We start from the raw sequence: 18,517 nt of genomic DNA on the forward strand, positions 1-18,517 counted from the left end.
GCGTCAGGCAGTCCTTTTGGAAGTCAACGATCGATAGAGCTGAACGTATTTCTGCGCGCTTCGATCCCAGGAAACATCGGCTTTCATGCCCTGCCGCTGGATCGAGGACCAGAGCGCAGGCTCGGCATAGTTTGCTACCGCGCGGCGAATAGCATGGCGGAATGCGTCGCCGCTTTCCGGCTCGAACAGGAAGCCCGTCGCGACGCCAGCCGCAAGTGCTGCCTCATTGGCGTCTATGATCGTGTCGGCAAGGCCGCCGGTGCGGGCAACGATCGGCACACAGCCATAGCGCAGGCCGTAAAGCTGGGTCAGGCCGCAGGGCTCGAAACGCGACGGAATGAGGATCGCATCGCAGCCGCCCTGCATCAGATGCGACAGCCCCTCGTCATAACCGACAACGACGCCGACCCGCCCGCGATGGCGCGCAGCACCCGCCAGCAATGCGCCCTCGAGCCCCTGGTCGCCCGAGCCGAGCACGGCAAGCCGCGCGCCGGAGGCGACAAGATCGTCCAGGGTCGAGTTCAGCACGTCCATGCCTTTCTGCCAGGTCAGCCGGCTGACCACGCAGAGGATCGGACTGTTGTCATGATCGAGGTTGAAGCGTTCCTCCACGGCGCGCTTGTTGGCGGCGCGAGCCTTCAGCGTTTTCGCGGTGTAGGTCGCGGCAAGGTGATGGTCGGTCGCCGGGTTCCAGATATCGGTGTCGATGCCGTTGACGATGCCGTGCAGGTCGCCGGCGCGCAGATTGATCAGCCCGTCCAGCCCCATGCCGAAAGCCGGCGAGCGAATTTCCTGGGCATAGGTCGGGCTGACCGTGGTGACCGCCCAAGCGGCCTGAAGACCCGCCTTGAGAAAACCGACGCCGCCATAATATTCGACGCCGTCGAGCGACATGGCGTTGGCTGGCAGACCGAGCTGCGGAAAGATCGACGCCGCAAAGCTGCCCTGAAAGGCGAGGTTGTGGACGGTGATGACCGAGGGAACGCCACTTGCCTTGCCGTAGCGCATATAGGCCAGCGTCATCGCCGACTGCCAGTCATGGGCATGCACGATATCCGGCGCGTAGCCCGGGATCGCACCCGCTGCGATATCCGCACCGACCTGACTGAGTGCCGCGAATCTTCGCCAGTTGTCCGGCCAGTCCGCGCCGGTCGCGTCACCGTAAGGCCCGCCGACGCGGTCGAACAGATGCGGCGCGTCGAGCACGAGAAGATCGAGGCCGAGAATGGTGGCAGCATGCACCGAAGCCTTGCCGCCATGCAGGTCCGGATAAGCCAGCAGAGCCTTTTTCTTCTTGAATGTGCCCATCACCGCCGGATAGCCGGGCACCAGCGTGCGCATGGCAACGCCCTGCTCCGCCAGCGCCAGCGGCAGCGCGCCCGTCACGTCGGCAAGCCCGCCGGTCTTGACCAGCGGAAAAATCTCCGGCGTGACGGAAAGCACCTGCATGCGAATACCCTAGGTTTCGAGCCTGTCGATCATGTCCTGCGTGATCAGGCAAATGCCTTTTTCCGACACTCTGAAACGTTTTGCGTCAAGCACCGGATCCTCGCCAACGACGAGCCCTTCGGGAATTTCCACACCGTGATCGAGGACGACCCGCTTCAGATGGGCGTTTCTGCCAACCTTGCAGTCGGGCAGCATCACCACATCGTCGAGCGTGGAATAGGAACTGATCCGGGCCCCGGTGAAAATGAGGCTTCGGCGCAGCGTAGCGCCCGATACGATGCAATCGCCCGAGATCAGCGAGGATATCGCCGAACCACGCCGGCCATCCTGATCGTGGACGAACTTTGCCGGCGGTTTCAACTCGGCATAGGTCCAGATTGGCCAGTCGCGATCGTAGAGGTCGAGTTCGGGCGTGATGTCGGTCAGGTCGATATTGGCTTCCCAATAGGCATCGATGGTTCCGACATCGCGCCAGTAGGATTGCGTTTCCGCCGACGAGCGCACACAGGATTTGTTGAAACGATGCGCGACCGCCTTACCGTGCTGGACGATATAGGGAATGATGTCCTTGCCGAAGTCACGGCTGGAATCCGGGTCGTTGGCATCGCGCCGCAACTGATCCAGCAGGAATTTCGTCTTGAAGACATAGATGCCCATCGAGGCGAGCGCGAAATCCGGCTTGTCGGGAATGCCGGGCGGGTCGGCCGGTTTCTCAATGAAGGAGATGATGTTGTCCTTCTCGTCGACATGCATGACGCCGAAGCCGACCGCTTCCATGCGCGGCACTTCAAGGCAGCCGATGGTCACGTCCGCCTTGGCGTCGACATGCTGGCGCAGCATCAGTTCGTAGTCCATCTTGTAGATGTGGTCGCCGGCCAGGATGACCATGTATTCCGGTCCGTAGGGCTCGATGATATCGATGTTCTGGTAGACCGCGTCGGCCGTCCCCTCATACCACTGGGTTTCCGAGACGCGCTGGCTCGCCGGCAGAATGTCGAAGCTTTCGTTTCGCTCCGGCCGGAAGAAGTTCCAGCCGCGCTGCAGATGCCTGATCAGCGAATGCGCTTTGTATTGCGTGGCAACGCCAATGCGGCGGATGCCGGAATTCAGCGCGTTTGAGAGCGCGAAATCGATGATGCGCGTCTTGCCGCCGAAATAGACCGCGGGCTTTGCCCGTCGGTCGGTCAGCTCCTTGAGCCGGCTACCCCTGCCGCCGGCCAGCACATAGGCCATGGCATCGCGCGCCAGCGGTTGAGGTCTTTTCGTATCCATGGCAACCCTCCCAAGTCACTAGTCTAGAACAAGCTCAAGCATGACTGTCGCCAATGGCGGCAGAAGCATCGTGGCGTGAACGGCACCGTCCTTGCCGGCAACGGCCTCGACCAGGCCGCCATTGCCTTTGCCGGAACCGCCATAGTCGGATGCGTCGGTGTTCATCACCTCGCGCCACTTGCCTGCCGTCGGCAACGGCACGCGGTAATCGTCGCGCGCAACCGGCGTGAAATTGGTGATGACGGCGATCGGCGCGCCGCCGGGTGCGCTGCGCAGCCAGGCGAAGACCGAATTTGCGCTGTCGTCGGCAATCAGCCAGGAAAAGCCTTCCGGCTCGCAGTCGCGCGCATGCAAGGCGGGCCGCGAACGATAGAGGTAATTGAGGTCGCGAATGAGCTGGCGCACGCGGCGATGCGGAAGATGGTCGAGCAGGTGCCAGTCGAGCTGGCGCTCCTCGCTCCACTCGTCGCGCTGGGCGAACTCCTGCCCCATGAACAGCAGCTTCTTGCCGGGGTAGCCCCACATGAAGGCGTAGTAGGCGCGCAAGGTCGCGAATTTCTGCCAGTCGTCGCCGGCCATCTTGGTCAGCAGCGTGCCTTTGCCGTGCACGACTTCGTCATGCGACAGCGGCAGCACGAAATTCTCGCTGAAGGCATAGACCAGCCCGAAGGTGATCTCGCCGTGGTGGTGCTTGCGGTAGATCGGCTCCTTGGCAAGATACTCCAGCGTATCGTTCATGAAGCCCATGTTCCATTTGAAGCCGAAGCCAAGCCCGCCTTCATGCACCGGCTGCGAAACCTTCGGCCAGGAGGTCGATTCCTCGGCAATGGTGATGACGCCGGGATGCGTGCCATAGACGGCGATGTTCATTTTCTGAAGGAAGCTGACGGCCTCCAGATTCTCCCGCCCGCCACGCTCGTTGGGTATCCATTCGCCGGCCTTGCGCGAATAGTCGAGGTAGAGCATCGAGGCCACCGCATCGACGCGCAGCCCGTCGAGATGGTATTTTTCGGCCCAGAAAAGCGCGTTGTTGACGAGGTAGGAAACGACCTCGCGGCGGCCGAAATTGTAGATCGCCGTGTTCCAGTCCGGGTGAAAGCCTTTGCGCGGATCGGCATGCTCATAGAGCGCCGTGCCATCAAAATGCGCCAACCCATGGGCATCGACCGGAAAATGCGCCGGCACCCAGTCGAGGATGACGCCCACGCCGGCGCGATGCGCGCCATCGACAAAGCGGGCAAAGCATTCGGGATCGCCGAAGCGTGCCGTCGGCGCATAAAGCCCGGTCGTCTGGTATCCCCATGAAGGATCGTAGGGATGCTCGGTGATCGGCATGAATTCGATATGGGTAAAACCGGTGTCGACGACATAGGGTATCAGGCGGTCGGCAAGCTCGTCCCATGACAGGAAAGAACCGTCGTCGCGGCGCTGCCACGAGCCGGCGTGGACTTCGTAGATCGAGATCGGCTCGCGGCGCGGATCTACATTTCGCCAGTGCTTCCTGTGCGCTTCATCGCCCCATTCATGGGCAAGCGGCGCAGCGGTGACGGAAGCCGTCGCCGGGCGCAGCTCCGAGCGGAAGGCGAAAGGATCGGCCTTCAGCGGCAGGTTCTCGCCCTTCGGGCCGATGATCTCGAACTTGTAGGAACGCCCGGCCTCGATATCGGGAATGAAAATTTCCCAGATGCCGATGTCCTGGCGAAGCCGCATGGCATGGCGGCGGCCATCCCATTCGTTGAAATCGCCGACAACCGAGACGCGCCGGGCATTGGGCGCCCAGACCGCGAAATGCACGCCCGACGCCCCTTCGTGCCACAGAAGATGCGCGCCGAGCTTGTCGAAAAGCCTGAGATGCGAGCCCTCGGCGATGAAATAATCGTCCATCGGCCCCAGCACCGGGCCGAATGTGTAGGGATCGGTCAGCCACCACTCGCCGCCGGCATTGCGGGCGCGGTACTTCAGCGGCTGGCGCTTGCGGATAGAGAGCTTGCCTTCGAAGAAGCCGGCATCGTGCCGGCGGGCAAGTTCGCCGACCTCCTTGCCGGCCAGCGTGAAGACGGTGACGAATTCGGCATGTGGCACGAAGCAGCGGGCGACAAAACCCTTTTCTGCTTCCTGGATGCCGAGAACGGCGAAGGGATTTCCATGAGTGCCGGCCACGATCGCCGCGACATCGCTGTCCGAGGCAGTTCCGGGCAGCTTATTCGTCGCGGCTTTGGCGCGCGGCTTGTTCATGTTCTCAGGTTCCCTCCCACTGCTCTTCCGGCAGCTTCATGCAATCACATCATGCAGGCACGTTCCAGATTTCATTGGCATATTGGCGAATGGTGCGGTCGGACGAGAACCAGCCCATCCGCGCGACATTGTGGATTGCCTTGGCGTGCCATTCCGGGCTGTTGCGCCAGACGGCATCGACCTGCCGCTGCGCTGCGGCATAGGCGTCGAAATCGGCGGCGACCATGAACCAGTCATGCTCGTAGAGCCCCGACATCAGCTCACGATAGCGGTTAGGATCGTCAGGCGAAAACACCCCGGACGAGATCGCGGCGAGCGCCTGCGACAGTTCCGGCGAGCTTTCGATCACCGCACGCGGATTGTAGCCTTCAGCGCGGCGCTCAGCGACCTGCTCGGTGGTCAGGCCGAAGATGAAGATGTTGTCGTCGCCGACCTGTTCCTTGATTTCGACATTGGCGCCGTCGAGCGTGCCGATGGTGAGTGCGCCGTTCAGCGCGAACTTCATGTTGCCGGTGCCCGAGGCTTCCATGCCGGCCGTGGAAATCTGCTCGGAAAGGTCGGCGGCCGGCATCATGATCTCGGCCGTGCTGACATTGTAGTTCGGCACGAACACGATCTTTAGCAATCCACCCACCGCCGGATCACGGTTGATGACCTTGGCGACGTCGTTGGCCAGCTTGATGATCAGCTTGGCGTTGTGGTAGCTGGGTGCCGCCTTGCCGCCGAAGAATTTTACGCGCGGCATCCAGTCCCGTTCGGGATGCGAGCGGATCTGGTCATAGAGCGCCACCGCCTCGATGATGTTCAGAAGCTGGCGCTTGTATTCGTGGATGCGCTTGATCTGGATATCGAACATGGCCGAGGGATCGACCTTTATCCCCTGCCGTTCCAGCACCAGAGAAGCCAGGCGCTCCTTGTTGGCGCGCTTCACGCCGGCGAATTTTTCGCGGAATGCCGCGTCGTCGGCCAGCGCGTCGAGGTCCTTCAACGCGTTGATATCGTCGAGGAACCTGTCGCCGATCGCCTCGCGTATCAGCCCCGTCAGCCCCGGATTGCACTGGATGAGCCAGCGGCGCGGCGTGATGCCGTTGGTCTTGTTGTTGATACGGTCCGGGTAGAGCTGGTGAAGGTCGGCGAACACCGTTTCCTTCATCAGTTCGGTGTGAAGAGCCGACACGCCGTTGATCGAATGCGAGCCGGCGAAGGCCAGATTGCCCATGCGCACGCGGCGCTCGCCATTCTCCTCGATCAGCGAGATGCGGCTGATCTGCTCGCCGTCGAAATCCGCCTTCGCCCGCGCTTCCAGCAGGATCTGCGCGTTGATCGCGTAGACGATCTGCATGTGGCGCGGCAGCAGGCGTTCGAACAGCGGCACCGGCCAGCTTTCCAGCGCCTCGGGCAGCAGCGTGTGGTTGGTGTAGGCGAAGGTGCGCTTGGTGATGTCCCAGGCGGCGTCGAAATCGATGCCGTGAACATCCATCAGAAGCCGCAGCAGTTCCGCCACGGCGACCGCCGGATGCGTATCGTTCAGATGGATCGCCGCCTTGTCGGGCAGCGAATGCAGTTCGCCATACTGGCTGAGATGGCGCTGGATGATGTCCTGCAGCGAGGCGGTGGAGAAGAAATACTCCTGCCGCAGCCGTAGTTCCTGGCCGGCCGGGCTGGAATCCGCAGGGTAAAGCACGCGCGACAGCGCATCCGCCTTGTTGCTCTCGCGCAGTGCGCCGATATGGTCGCCGGCGTTGAATGTGTCGAGCAGGATCGGATCGACCGGCATGCCGGACCAGAGCCTCAGCGTATTGACGCGGTTTCCGCGCCAGCCGACCACAGGCGTGTCGTAGGCGACAGCCAGAATACGCTCCTGCGGGCGCCAGACGTGGCGCTCCAACCGTCCATCCTTTGTGGTGATGGACTCGACCGCCCCGCCGAAACCGACCTCGAAAGAACGCTCCCGGCGCTCGAATTCCCAGGGATTGCCATGGTCGAGCCAGGTTTCAGGCAGTTCGACCTGCCAGCCGTCGTGGATTTCCTGGCGGAACATGCCGTTGACATAGCGGATGCCATAGCCGTGCGCGGGCACGTCCACTGTCGCCATGCTCTCCATGAAGCAGGCTGCAAGCCGGCCAAGGCCGCCATTGCCGAGTGCTGCGTCAGGCTCCAACGCGGAGATGACATCGAGTTCGACACCCAGCGAGCCAAGCGCGTCGCGCATGCTCTCCATCATGCCGAGATTGGTGAAGGCGTCGCGCATAAGCCTGCCGATCAGGAACTCGAGCGACAGGTAGTAGACGCGCTTGGCGCCTTCGTCATAGGCTTCCTTGGTCGCCTTGACCCATTGGTCGATGATGCGGTCGCGCACCACCAGAATGGAAGCGGTCAGCCAATCGAATTGGGTTGCGACCGACTCGTCCTTGCCGACCCTGTATCGCAGGGCTTTCAGAATCTCTGCGGCAAGGGCCTTGGGGTCGGAATTTTCCAAAATTGGCCGTGGGAGCTCGGATGTGGATGCAAGCGTCATATCGCCTCTAGAGCGTTATCGGTAGCCCGTCTTTACGGCAGGGTCCCAGCATCCTCCCGCAATCAATCTAGTCGATCCGTCAGGATTTTCAATCGATTCAAAGCGCCGCGCGGATTTTACGCAGCCAGCGCTTCTTCCGGCGGGGCTTTTGCCCCCGTCATGAAGGCAACCGCATCCGACATCGTATAATCCTTGGGATCGATGACGCAGAGACGACGGCCAAGCCGGTGAATGTGGATGCGGTCGGCAACCTCGAAGACATGCGGCATGTTGTGCGAGATCAGGACGATCGGAATACCGCGCCGCTTCACGTCAAGAATGAGTTCCAGCACGCGCCGCGATTCCTTGACGCCAAGCGCTGCCGTCGGTTCATCCAGGATGATGACCTTGGAGCCGAAGGCCGCCGCACGGGCCACGGCCACGCCCTGGCGCTGACCGCCGGAGAGCGTTTCCACCGCCTGGCCGATATTCTGGATCGTCATCAGGCCGAGTTCCGTCAGCTTGTCGCGGGCGCGCTTTTCCATCGCCGGGCGATCGAGCATGCGCAGCCACTGGCCCATGAAACCCGGCTTGCGGATTTCGCGACCCAGAAACATGTTGTCGGCGATCGACAGGGCCGGCGAAAGCGCAAGGTTCTGATAGACGGTCTCGATGCCGGCATCACGCGCCTCCATCGGCGACTTGAAGGCGATTGGCTTGCCTTCGAGCCGAATCTCGCCTTCGTCGGGATTCACGGCACCGGATATCGCCTTGATCAGCGAGGATTTGCCGGCGCCGTTGTCGCCGATCACGGCAAGAATCTCGCCGGGATAGAGGTCGAAATCGGCCTGGTTGAGCGCGGTCACGCGGCCATAGCGCTTGACCAGTCCGCGGGCGGTGAGAAGCGGTTGAGTGGCCATGTTAACCCGAAACCTTCCTGATCCATTGATCGATGCCGACAGCGCCGATAATCAGCATGCCGGTCAGCAGGACTTTCCATTGCGGGTCCGCGCCGAGCATGTTGAGACCCATGGACACGACGCCGACGATCATCGCGCCGAACAGCGTGCCGAGGATTGAGCCGCGTCCGCCGAACAGCGAGATGCCGCCGATAACCGTCGCGGTGATTGCCTGCAGATTGTAGTCGGTGACTGCAGCTGACGGCGATATGGAGCCGTTGCGGCCGATGGAGACCCAGGCGGCAAAGGCAGCGATCAAGCCGGCCAGCGCATAGACCGCCATCAGAACCTTCTTGGTCTGGATGCCCGAAAGCTTCGCCGCCTCCGGATCATCGCCGACCGCATAGACATGCCGTCCCCACGCCGTGTGGTTCAGCACGTACCAAAGCACCAGCACCAGAACCACCATCGCGATCACGCCAAGTGTCAGAACCGCGGTCCCGACTTTGAAGTTGACGCCAAAAAGGTGAAGCAGCGGCGCCTGCGCTGCCACGTCCGCGTCCCGGATCGTCTGATTGGCCGAATAGATGAAATTCGTGGCCATCACGATGTTCCAGGTGCCGAGCGTGACGATGAAGGGCGGCAGTTTCATATACGCGACGAGCGCGCCATTCAGCAGGCCGCAAAGCGTACCCACGCCGAGGCCGATCGCAACCGCAAGCGGCGTCGGAAGGCCGTAGGTCACGGCGCAATTGCCCATGACCACCGCGGAGAAAACCATGATGACGCCGATCGAGAGATCGATGCCGGCAGTCAGGATCACCAGTGTCTGCGCCGCGCCCAATATGCCGACGATAGCGATCTGCTGGAGGATGAGCGTGAGCGTGTAGGATGAAAAGAAGCGTCCGCCTATCGCGATGCCGAAAATGGCTACGGAGAGAATGAGGACGATCAGCGGCACAGCTGCCGGGGTCGAATGCAGAAAGTGCTGGATGCGCTTCAGCACCGAAACGCCATGATCCTCGAAAGAGGCGACATTGGTGTCGCTGCTCGAGAGAACCTTTTCGAATTCCTGGGCTTGAGCCATTTGTTCCTCCCACCTGCGTCAAGAAATGCGCAGGAGTTTTCGCTGAGCGCGCATCGGTCTGCGCCGGATTAGGGAGCGCGCTCGGCGCCCCCATCGTCCGCCCAATCCGGCCGGTGATCAAGTCCCGGCCGGTATCCAAAGAAAGGTTCAGGCCGCAATCAGCCCCAGCACTTGGCCGTGCCTTCTTTCGTATCGATCGACTTGACGCCCTCGGCGGGCTTGTCGGTCACCAGATTGACGCCTGTGTCGAAGAATTCCTTGCCCTCGGTGGGCTTGGGCTTGGTACCGTCCTTGGCGAAGTTGGCGATCGCCTCGATGCCGAGTGCAGCCATCTGCAACGGATATTGCTGCGATGTGGCTCCGATCACGCCTTCGGCCACGGACTTCACGCCCGGGCAGCCGCCATCGACGGAGACGATCAGGACATTGCCTTCCATGCCGACAGCCTTGAGCGCCTGATAGGCGCCGACTGCGGCAGGTTCGTTGATCGTGTGGATGACGTTGATCGACGGGTCCTTCTGGAGAAGGTTTTCCATCGCCTTGCGGCCACCCTCTTCATTGCCGTTGGTCACGTCGTGGCCGACGATGCGCGCATCGTCCTCATCGCCGATCTTGGCCGGGTCTTTCGGGTCGATACCGAAGCCGATCATGAAGCCCTGGTCGCGAAGCACGTCGACGGAGGGCTGCGACGGCGTCAGATCGAGGAAGCCGATCTTGGCATCCTTGGCCTTATCGCCGAGTGTCGCGGCAGCCCAGGCGCCGATCAACTTTCCAGCCTCGAGATTGTCCGTGGCGAATGTGGCGTCGGCGGCATCGAGCGGGTCCAGCGGCGTGTCGAGCGCGATCACCAGCAGTCCGGCGTCGCGGGCTTTCTTGACCGAGGGCACGATGCCCGCGGTATCGGACGCTGCGATCAGGATGCCCTTGGCGCCGTCGGCGATGCAGCTTTCGATCGCCGCAACCTGGCTTTCGGAGTCGCCGTCGATCTTGCCGGCGTAGCTTTTGAGATTGACACCCAGTTCCTTGGCCTTGGCCGTGGCGCCTTCCTTCATCTTGACGAAGAATGGGTTGGTGTCGGTCTTGGTGATCAGGCAGGCGCTTACGTCGGCGGCCGACGCAGGTGCTGCGAAAGTCATGAGCGCGGCAGCGGCAGCGCCGAAAACGGTCGACTTCAAGAATGCGATCTTGGTCACGGTATTCCTCCCAGTAAGAACAAACCAATGCCGTTTGGACATCGTCACACAGACGCCGAGGCACCTTGTCCCGCCCCGATCATCTGCCGCTAGAAAACATCAGCCAAACCGATCTGTCAATAATTAAATCACTCTTATTTATTATTGACAAAAGGGCCTTGCCTTGCGCATTGTTTCTGCAAAAAGACATCAGGAATGACGGGAGGAAGATGGGTGGAGACTGGCGACCCCGGGCGCAATTCGCCCCTTTTGGCTGACAGCCATTTTCATCGCGGCACGAACCAGAGCGGCATGCGCGATCACAACGAGCGGCTGGTGCTTTCGCTCGTGCGCCAGCATGGCAGCCTCGCCAAGACCGACATTGCCCGCATGACGCGACTGTCGGCGCAGACCGTGTCGGTAATCATGCGCGAACTGGAAGAGGACGGGCTACTGCTGCGGCAGGAACCCATTCGCGGCAAGATCGGACAGCCCTCCATCCCGATGGCGCTGAACCCAGAGGGCGCATATTTCCTCGGCCTGAAAATCGGGCGGCGCAGCGCCGAACTGGTGCTGATCGACTTTCTCGGCAACATCCGGTCGATGCGCCAGCACTCCTACCGTTATCCGGCTCCGCGCGAGACGGTGCAGTTCGCCATGACGGGCATTGCCGAGATGCGCGCAAGCCTGGACCCCAAGCAGGACCGGCGAGTCGCCGGCCTCGGCATCGCCATGCCTTTCGAATTGTGGAACTGGGCCGACACCGCCGGCGCGCCGCGCGAGATCATGGACGAATGGCGCCGCTGCGACATCCGTGCTGAAATCCAGGCGCAATGCGGCTTTCCCGTCTATCTGCAGAACGATGCGACATCGGCCTGCGGCGCGGAACTGGTGTTCGGGCATACAGGTGGCCTTCGAGATTTCATCTATTTCTACATCGGAGCCTTCGCCGGCGGCGGTATCGTCCTCAACGGCGCGCTCTATGGCGGGCGCACGGGCAATGCGGGCGCGCTGGGCTCGATGCCCATCCCCAATCCCGGCGGCCGTGCCACCCAGCTCATCAATGTCGCGTCCATCGCCATTCTTGAGAAGGTGCTGCTTGCGCGTGATGTCGATGCTTCCTTCCTGTGGACATCGCCCAATGACTGGGGCGATATCGGCGCCGAGCTCGACCAATGGATCGCCAGCGCCGCCGATGCGCTGGCCTATACGATCGTCTCGTCTTCCGCCGTCATCGACTTCGAAGCCGCGGTGATCGACGGCTGGATGCCGACTGCGGTCAGAAAGCGGCTGGTCGACGCGGTCAGGCAGGCGCTTTCCGAGATCAATGTCGAGGGCTTGCAGGTTCCCGATATCCGCGAGGGAACGGTGGGCATCAACGCCCGCGCGCTTGGCGGCGCCAGCCTGCCGCTTTCTGAGCGCTTTCTCGTCGGTGCAGCCACCACTTCATCGAAGGGCGCGTGACTAGATGCCGTACCGCCTCCCCCATCTTGCGGTCGATGCGCACCGGGCTTATTCCGGCGCTCTCGGCCATAACCACTTCTTTTACTGACAAGCGAGAAAACGAGCATGATCCTGTGTTGCGGCGAAGCCCTGATCGACATGCTGCCGCGTGAAAGCACGGCCGGCGAGCCGTCCTTCGCGCCCTATGCCGGCGGCGCCGTCTTCAACTCGGCCATCGCGCTCGGGCGGCTGGGCGTGCCGGTCGAATTTTTCTCGGGCTTGTCCTCGGACCTTTTCGGCCAGCAGATCCGCGACGTTCTGGCATCGAGCAATGTCGGTTCGCGCTATGCCGACGTCTCTTCGCGCCCGACCACGCTTGCCTTCGTCCGTCTCGCCGACGGCCACGCCACCTACACCTTCTATGACGAGAACACCGCCGGCCGGATGCTGACGGAGGCCGATCTACCGGTGTTCGAAGATGATATCGACGCCATGCTGTTCGGCGCGATCAGCCTGATCCCTGAGCCGTCAGGTTCCGCCTACGAGGCGCTGATGCGCCGCGAGCACGATCGTCGTGTGACGATGCTCGACCCCAACATCCGGCCCGGTTTCATTCCGGACAAGGAAAAGCATCTCGACCGTATCCGCCGCATGATGGCGATGGCCGACATCGTGAAGCTGTCCGACGAGGATCTTTCCTGGTTCGGCCATGAAGGACCGCAGGAAGACCTCATCCATGACTGGCTGCAAAGCGGCCCGAAGCTGATCGTGGTGACGCGCGGAGCCGAAGGCGCGACCGGCTATACCAAGCGCCACACCGTTTCGGTGAAGCCGAACCGCGTCGCTGTCGTCGATACGGTCGGGGCCGGCGACACTTTCAACGCCGGCATCCTTGCCTCGCTCCACGACCAGGGCGTCTTGACCAAAGATGGGCTGGAAGAGCTTTCGGACACCGCAATTCATGAGGCGTTGACGCTTGGCTCCAAGGCTGCGGCGATCACCGTTTCCCGCGCCGGCGCGAACCCGCCCTGGCGGCACGAGATCGAATAGGCCTGCGGGTCCGATCACATTATATTTCGCCTTAGCGTAAAAGAGCCCGGCTCAAGCCTGCCGAACGGCAATCGTTGCCTCATTTCCGGTCACTTTGTCGGCAAAATTCGCGAGTGCCGGTAACGAGCTTGCACCGTCCGCCGGGCAGCCATGCGCGAGCCAATCTTTCTCCCCCGGTTCAACTCTGCTATCAGCCGCCCTATATCCCGAAAAACAGGACTTCGGAGCACCTATGCAATTCATCGATCTCGGCGCGCAGCGCGACAGAATCCGCGACCGTCTGGACGCCGCCATCGACCGTGTCGTCGATGAGGGCAAATATATCCTCGGACCGCAGGTCACCGAATTCGAGCAGAAGCTTGCCGCCTATGTCGGCGTGAAGAACGTCGTCGCCTGCGCCAATGGCACCGACGCGCTGCTGCTGCCGCTGCTGGCTTCCGGCATTGGCCCCGGCGACGCAGTGTTCGTGCCGAGCTTCACCTTCGCGGCGACCGCGGAAGTGGTGGCACTGGCCAAGGCCGAACCGGTGTTCATCGACGTTGACGCAGAGACCTACAATATCGACATTGCAAGCCTTGAAGCTGCAATCGCCATGATCAAGGCGGAAGGCCGTCTCAAGCCGCGCGCCATCATCCCGGTCGATCTGTTCGGCCTCGGCGCAAACTATGCCGCAATCGCCGAGATCGCCGAGCGCGAGAACCTTCTGGTGATCGAGGATGCGGCGCAGGCCATCGGCGGCTCGATCGACGGCAAGATGTGCGCTTCCTTCGGCAAGGTCGCCTCGACCAGCTTCTACCCCGCCAAGCCGCTCGGCTGCTATGGCGACGGCGGCGCGATGTTCACCAATGACGACGAATTCGCCGCGCGCCTGCGTTCCTTCGCCTTCCACGGCAAAGGCGAGACCCAGTATGACAACGTCCATGTCGGCTTGAATTCGCGCCTCGACACACTGCAGGCGGCGATCCTGATCGAGAAGCTGGCCATCCTCGAGGACGAGATGGTGGCGCGCCAGAAGGTCGCCCAGCGCTATCGCGACGGTCTCCACAATGTCGTTAAGGTCGCCCACGTCCCGGAAGGTCACCGTTCGGCCTGGGCGCAATATGCGATCGAGACCCCGCACCGCGACGCGCTGAAGGCGCATCTGCAGGAAAAGGGCATTCCGTCGGTGATCTATTACGTGAAGCCGCTGCATCAGCAGGTGGCTTACAGGGATTATCCGGTTGCGCCCGGCGGCTTGCCAGTCTCGGAAGCACTGCCCACGCGTATCCTGTGCCTGCCGATGCATGCCTATCTGTCGGCTGAAGATCAGGACCGCATCATCAGCACGATCAGCGATTTCATCGCCTCGAAATCGGCACAGCACGCGGCCGAGTAATCCGGCCCGCCGGCGCGTTCAGAATAGTGGCGCGCCGAAAACCCGGCCCGTCGCGATGAAGGACGGGTTGGCGAAATCGGCATCATGCGCCTGGTTGCGCTTGCCATAGATCAGCGGCTTGCCGTCGGTGGTCTTGGTGGTGCCGCCGGCGGCACGCAGAATGGCGTCGCCCGCCGCCGTGTCCCATTCCATGGTGCGGCTGAAGCGCGGATAGACATCCGCCTCGCCCACGGCCAACAGGCAAAACTTCAACGACGAGCCGACCGAAACGATCTCCGCCGCCTCGATCTTGCGGATGAACGCATCCGTTTCCGGCGTGCGGTGCGAACGGCTGGCGACTATGGTCAGCGGCGTGCGCCCGTCCCGCACGGCGATCTTGCGGCGGCCGGCGATCGTCAAATCCTCGCCAACGGTAATCGCTTCGGCCCTGCCCGGCCGGCCTGAAAAGAACCGCCCGCTGCAGGGCGCATAGACCACGCCGATCTCCGGCACGTCGCCGCGGATCAGGGCGATGTTGACGGTGAAATCGGCATTGCCTTTGACGAATTCCTTCGTCCCGTCAAGCGGATCGATCAGGAAGAAGGCACGTCCCAGAGCAGGCGCCTCGATGCCCTCGGAGGCCTCTTCCTCGGCAACACAGGGAATATCGGGAAATTCGGCGCGCAATCCTTCAAGGATCAGCTTTTCGGCAGCGCGGTCGGCCTCGGTGACGGGCGAGCAATCCGCCTTCTCTTCGACGGACATCTTCGAATGGAAGACTTCCATGATGACGCGGCCTGCATCCAGCGCCAGCCGCTCGAAGACAGCTAGGATCGCTTCGTTGTCAGATACCGCCGCCGTCGTCGTATTGTTGATCTGCAATGTCACGCTCACTCAGCCAGCCTTCGAGTATATCTACCATCTCTTCAGGCGTTCTGCCGAGCGTTTGCAAGTGGATTTCCGGCTTTTCCGGTGCTTCGTAGGGCGAATCCACGCCGGTGAAGTTCTTGATCTCGCCGTTCAGCGCGCGTGCATAGAGCCCTTTCGGATCGCGGCTGGCGCATTCCTCGAACGGCGTGTCGACGAACACCTCGACGAATTCACCCTCCTCCAGCAGTTCGCGCGCCAGTTGGCGCTCAGCACGGAACGGCGAGATGAAGGACACCAGCACGACCAGACCGGCGTCGGCCATCAGCTTCGCCACTTCGGCGACGCGGCGGATATTTTCCACGCGGTCCGCGTCGGTGAAACCGAGATCGCGGTTGAGGCCATGACGGACATTGTCGCCGTCGAGGATGTAGGTGTGGCGGCCGGTGGCGTGCAGCTTCTTTTCGAGCAGGTTTGCAATGGTCGATTTGCCGGAGCCTGACAGGCCGGTGAACCACAGCACGGTCGGCTTCTGATGCTTGGCGGCGGCGCGGGAATGCTTCGTCACATCCAGCGACTGCCAGTGGATATTATCGGCGCGGCGCAGCGTGTGCAGGATCATGCCGGCGCCGACGGTCGCATTGGTCAGCCGGTCGATCAGGATGAACGCGCCCGTCGTACGGTTATCGGCGAAGGTGTCGAAAGCCAGCGGCGACTGGGCCGAAATATTACAGACGCCGACCTCGTTCATCTCGAGCGACTTCGCGGCCTCATGCGCGAAGTCATTGACGTTCAAGCGGTATTTCAAATCGGTGACGGTGGCGTTGGCCTGATCCGTCTCGGTGCGCAGGATGTAGGAACGTCCCGGCAGCAGCGCCTGCTCGTCGAACCAGACGATGTTCGCTGTAAACTGGTCGGCGACCTGCGGGCGAGCGGATGGCGCAACCAGAAGATTGCCGCGCGAAACCTCGACCTCATCCTCCAGAACGATGGTGACCGCCTGGCCTTCGACGGCCTGCTTCAGGTCGCCACCGCTTGCGACGATGCGCTTTATCTTGGAGAACTTGCCGGACTTGGCGACAACAATCTCGTCACCCTGCGCGATCGAACCGGAGGCGACAGTGCCGGCAAAGCCACGGAAATCCAGGTTCGGGCGGTTCACATATTGCACCGGAAAGCGGAACGGCTTTTCGATCGCGGCGCGGTCGACATCCACGGTTTCCAGATGCTCGACCAGCGTCGGCCCAGCATACCAGCCCAGTTTCTCGGAGCGCCGGGTGACGTTGTCGCCATAGCGTGCCGACATCGGGATAGGTGCGATGCTCTCGAAACCGAGATCCTTGGCGAACTCCGAATACTCGGCCACGATCCGCTCGAACACCTTGCGGTCGAACCCAACCAGATCGATCTTGTTGACCGCCAGAACGATGTGACGAATGCCGAGCAGCGAGGCAATGATGGAATGGCGGCGCGTCTGGCGCAGAACGCCCTGACGCGCATCGATCAGCACAATGGCGAGGTCGGCGGTGGAGGCACCCGTCGCCATGTTGCGCGTATACTGCTCATGGCCCGGCGTGTCGGCAACGATGAACTTGCGCTTGGGCGTGGCGAAGAAGCGGTAGGCGACGTCGATGGTGATGCCCTGCTCGCGCTCGGCCTCCAGCCCGTCGACCAGCAGCGCGAAGTCGATATCGTCACCGGTCGTGCCGTGCTTGCGCGAGTCGCGCTCCAGCGTCGCGAGCTGATCCTCGAAAATCTGCTTGGTATCCGAAAGCAGGCGGCCGATCAGCGTCGACTTGCCATCGTCGACCGATCCGCAGGTGAGGAAGCGCAGCAACGACTTCTGTTCCTGGCTTGCCAGGTATTCGCGCACCGTGTCTGTCGCGACGAGATTTTCGGCCATGATGTGGCGCATACTCAAAAATACCCTTCGCGCTTCTTCTTTTCCATCGAACCGGCTTCGTCTCGGTCGATCAGGCGGCCCTGGCGTTCGGACGTGCGGGCGATCAGCATTTCGCTGACGATGCCGTCGAGATCGTCGGCGTCGGATTCGATCGCGCCGGTCAGCGGGTAGCAGCCAAGGGTACGGAAGCGGACGAGGCGATTCTCGACCTTCTCGCCGGGCCGCAGCTTCATGCGGTCATCGTCACGCAGGATGAGCATGCCGTCGCGTTCGACGACCGGGCGTTCCTTGGCGAAATACAGCGGCACGATGGGGATATCTTCCTGCAAAATGTATTGCCAGATATCGAGCTCGGTCCAGTTCGACAGCGGGAAGACGCGGATCGATTCTCCCGCTGCGACGCGCGTGTTGAAGATTTTCCACATCTCCGGGCGCTGGTTCTTCGGGTCCCAGGCGTGGCTTGCATTGCGAAACGAGAAAATGCGCTCCTTGGCGCGCGACTTTTCCTCGTCGCGACGCGCACCGCCGAAGGCGGCATCGAAACCGTATTTGTCGAGCGCCTGGCGCAGGCCTACCGTCTTCATGACATGGGTATGCGTGTTCGAGCCATGGTCGAACGGGTTGATGCCGTCGCGGACGCCGTCTTCATTGATATGGACGAGAAGGTCGAAGCCCAGCTTCTCAGCCATGGAATCGCGAAACTCGATCATCTCGCGGAACTTCCAGGTGGTGTCGACATGCAGGAAGGGAAACGGCGGCTTGGCCGGATAAAACGCCTTCATCGCCAGATGCAGCAGCACCGACGAATCCTTGCCGACGGAGTAGAGCATGACCGGCTTGGTGAAGGTCGCCGCCACCTCGCGGAATATATGGATCGCTTCGGCTTCGAGCCGATCGAGGTGGGATAGCTTGGCAAGCATCGGAGGCCTTTGAAATTTGTCCGCTCGCGAAGCCTGCGACGGCAATATTCTGAATTTGGTGGAATTTTCTCACAAAACGCCTTGCGCTCAAGGAGAACGCTACCAAATTTGCCCGCACACGCGATTGGAACGTGCGCATTCGGGCGGCCTGTTGGAATCCTGTTCTCTTACCCGAAATCAACCTGCCCCAAGGCATGGATACGCAAATAGGCCGCAGGTGAAGACTGGGATTTGCATTGCGCTGTCGCCGGCCTCATGGCAGTTGATATGCAAGACGGCAGATGTGAGTAAAACTGTCACGAAACGCTCGGGCTGCGGCTCAATTCTCGATACCGGAACAGCTTCGTGTTTTCGAAAGATCTCCTGAAC

Annotated in this window: 13 protein-coding genes; 3 read left to right on the plus strand and 10 right to left on the minus strand. The window is 61.7% G+C overall.

Annotation, left to right across the window (positions count from 1 at the left end; all coding sequences use genetic code 11):
- Positions 1-3: 3 nt before the first annotated feature.
- The 7 genes from glgA to DZG07_RS17990 all read right to left on the minus strand — a co-directional run bounded on the left by glgA (position 4) and on the right by DZG07_RS17990 (position 10,575).
- Positions 4-1,449, minus strand: a complete 1,446-nt coding sequence (gene glgA, locus DZG07_RS17960) for a glycogen synthase GlgA (RefSeq protein WP_119819260.1) — start codon at positions 1,447-1,449, stop codon at positions 4-6.
- Positions 1,450-1,458: 9 nt separating this feature from the next.
- Complete coding sequence (gene glgC / locus DZG07_RS17965) at positions 1,459-2,721, minus strand: glucose-1-phosphate adenylyltransferase (protein WP_091913832.1); 1,263 nt, start codon at positions 2,719-2,721, stop codon at positions 1,459-1,461.
- Positions 2,722-2,739: 18 nt separating this feature from the next.
- Positions 2,740-4,956 carry a 1,4-alpha-glucan branching protein GlgB gene (gene glgB / locus DZG07_RS17970; RefSeq protein ID WP_119819263.1) on the minus strand — a complete coding sequence of 739 codons (2,217 nt, stop codon included), beginning with the start codon at positions 4,954-4,956 and terminating at the stop codon, positions 2,740-2,742.
- Between the two features lie 49 nt (positions 4,957-5,005).
- Positions 5,006-7,474, minus strand: a complete 2,469-nt coding sequence (locus DZG07_RS17975) for a glycogen/starch/alpha-glucan phosphorylase (RefSeq protein WP_119819266.1) — start codon at positions 7,472-7,474, stop codon at positions 5,006-5,008.
- A 116-nt stretch (positions 7,475-7,590) separates the two neighbouring features.
- Positions 7,591-8,373: an ATP-binding cassette domain-containing protein gene (locus tag DZG07_RS17980; protein ID WP_091913829.1), complete on the minus strand. Its 783-nt coding sequence runs from the start codon at positions 8,371-8,373 to the stop codon at positions 7,591-7,593.
- A 1-nt stretch (position 8,374) separates the two neighbouring features.
- Entirely contained in the window at positions 8,375-9,439 is a 1,065-nt protein-coding gene (locus DZG07_RS17985; RefSeq protein WP_119819269.1) for an ABC transporter permease, read from the minus strand.
- A 158-nt stretch (positions 9,440-9,597) separates the two neighbouring features.
- Entirely contained in the window at positions 9,598-10,575 is a 978-nt protein-coding gene (locus DZG07_RS17990; RefSeq protein ID WP_091914064.1) for a sugar ABC transporter substrate-binding protein, read from the minus strand.
- Positions 10,576-10,923: 348 nt separating this feature from the next.
- Here DZG07_RS17990 and DZG07_RS17995 point away from each other — a divergent pair, with 348 nt between their 5' ends.
- From DZG07_RS17995 to DZG07_RS18005, 3 genes are all read left to right on the plus strand, one after another.
- A complete protein-coding gene (locus DZG07_RS17995; protein ID WP_119821858.1) occupies positions 10,924-12,075 on the plus strand; it encodes an ROK family transcriptional regulator in 1,152 nt (383 codons plus the stop codon).
- A 105-nt stretch (positions 12,076-12,180) separates the two neighbouring features.
- The gene (locus DZG07_RS18000; RefSeq protein WP_119819272.1) at positions 12,181-13,104 is read left to right on the plus strand and encodes a carbohydrate kinase; all 924 of its coding nucleotides are present in this window, start codon (positions 12,181-12,183) and stop codon (positions 13,102-13,104) included.
- A gap of 232 nt (positions 13,105-13,336) precedes the next feature.
- Positions 13,337-14,479, plus strand: coding sequence for a DegT/DnrJ/EryC1/StrS aminotransferase family protein (locus DZG07_RS18005; RefSeq protein WP_119819275.1), 1,143 nt, complete (start codon positions 13,337-13,339; stop codon positions 14,477-14,479).
- 18 nt (positions 14,480-14,497) lie between these two features.
- Here the strand turns inward: DZG07_RS18005 and cysQ are convergent, their stop codons facing one another.
- The 3 genes from cysQ to cysD are packed head-to-tail and all read right to left on the minus strand — an operon-like array spanning position 14,498 to position 18,148.
- Positions 14,498-15,292, minus strand: a complete 795-nt coding sequence (gene cysQ, locus DZG07_RS18010) for a 3'(2'),5'-bisphosphate nucleotidase CysQ (protein ID WP_162931763.1) — start codon at positions 15,290-15,292, stop codon at positions 14,498-14,500.
- A 10-nt stretch (positions 15,293-15,302) separates the two neighbouring features.
- On the minus strand, positions 15,303-17,240 hold the full coding sequence (gene cysN, locus DZG07_RS18015) for a sulfate adenylyltransferase subunit CysN (RefSeq protein ID WP_162931762.1): 1,938 nt from the start codon (positions 17,238-17,240) through the stop codon (positions 15,303-15,305).
- Positions 17,241-17,242: 2 nt separating this feature from the next.
- On the minus strand, positions 17,243-18,148 hold the full coding sequence (gene cysD / locus DZG07_RS18020) for a sulfate adenylyltransferase subunit CysD (protein ID WP_119819284.1): 906 nt from the start codon (positions 18,146-18,148) through the stop codon (positions 17,243-17,245).
- Between the last annotated feature and the right edge of the window lie 369 nt (positions 18,149-18,517).

This window comes from Mesorhizobium sp. DCY119, from assembly GCF_003590645.1.
Classification (GTDB): Bacteria; Pseudomonadota; Alphaproteobacteria; order Rhizobiales; family Rhizobiaceae; genus Mesorhizobium_M.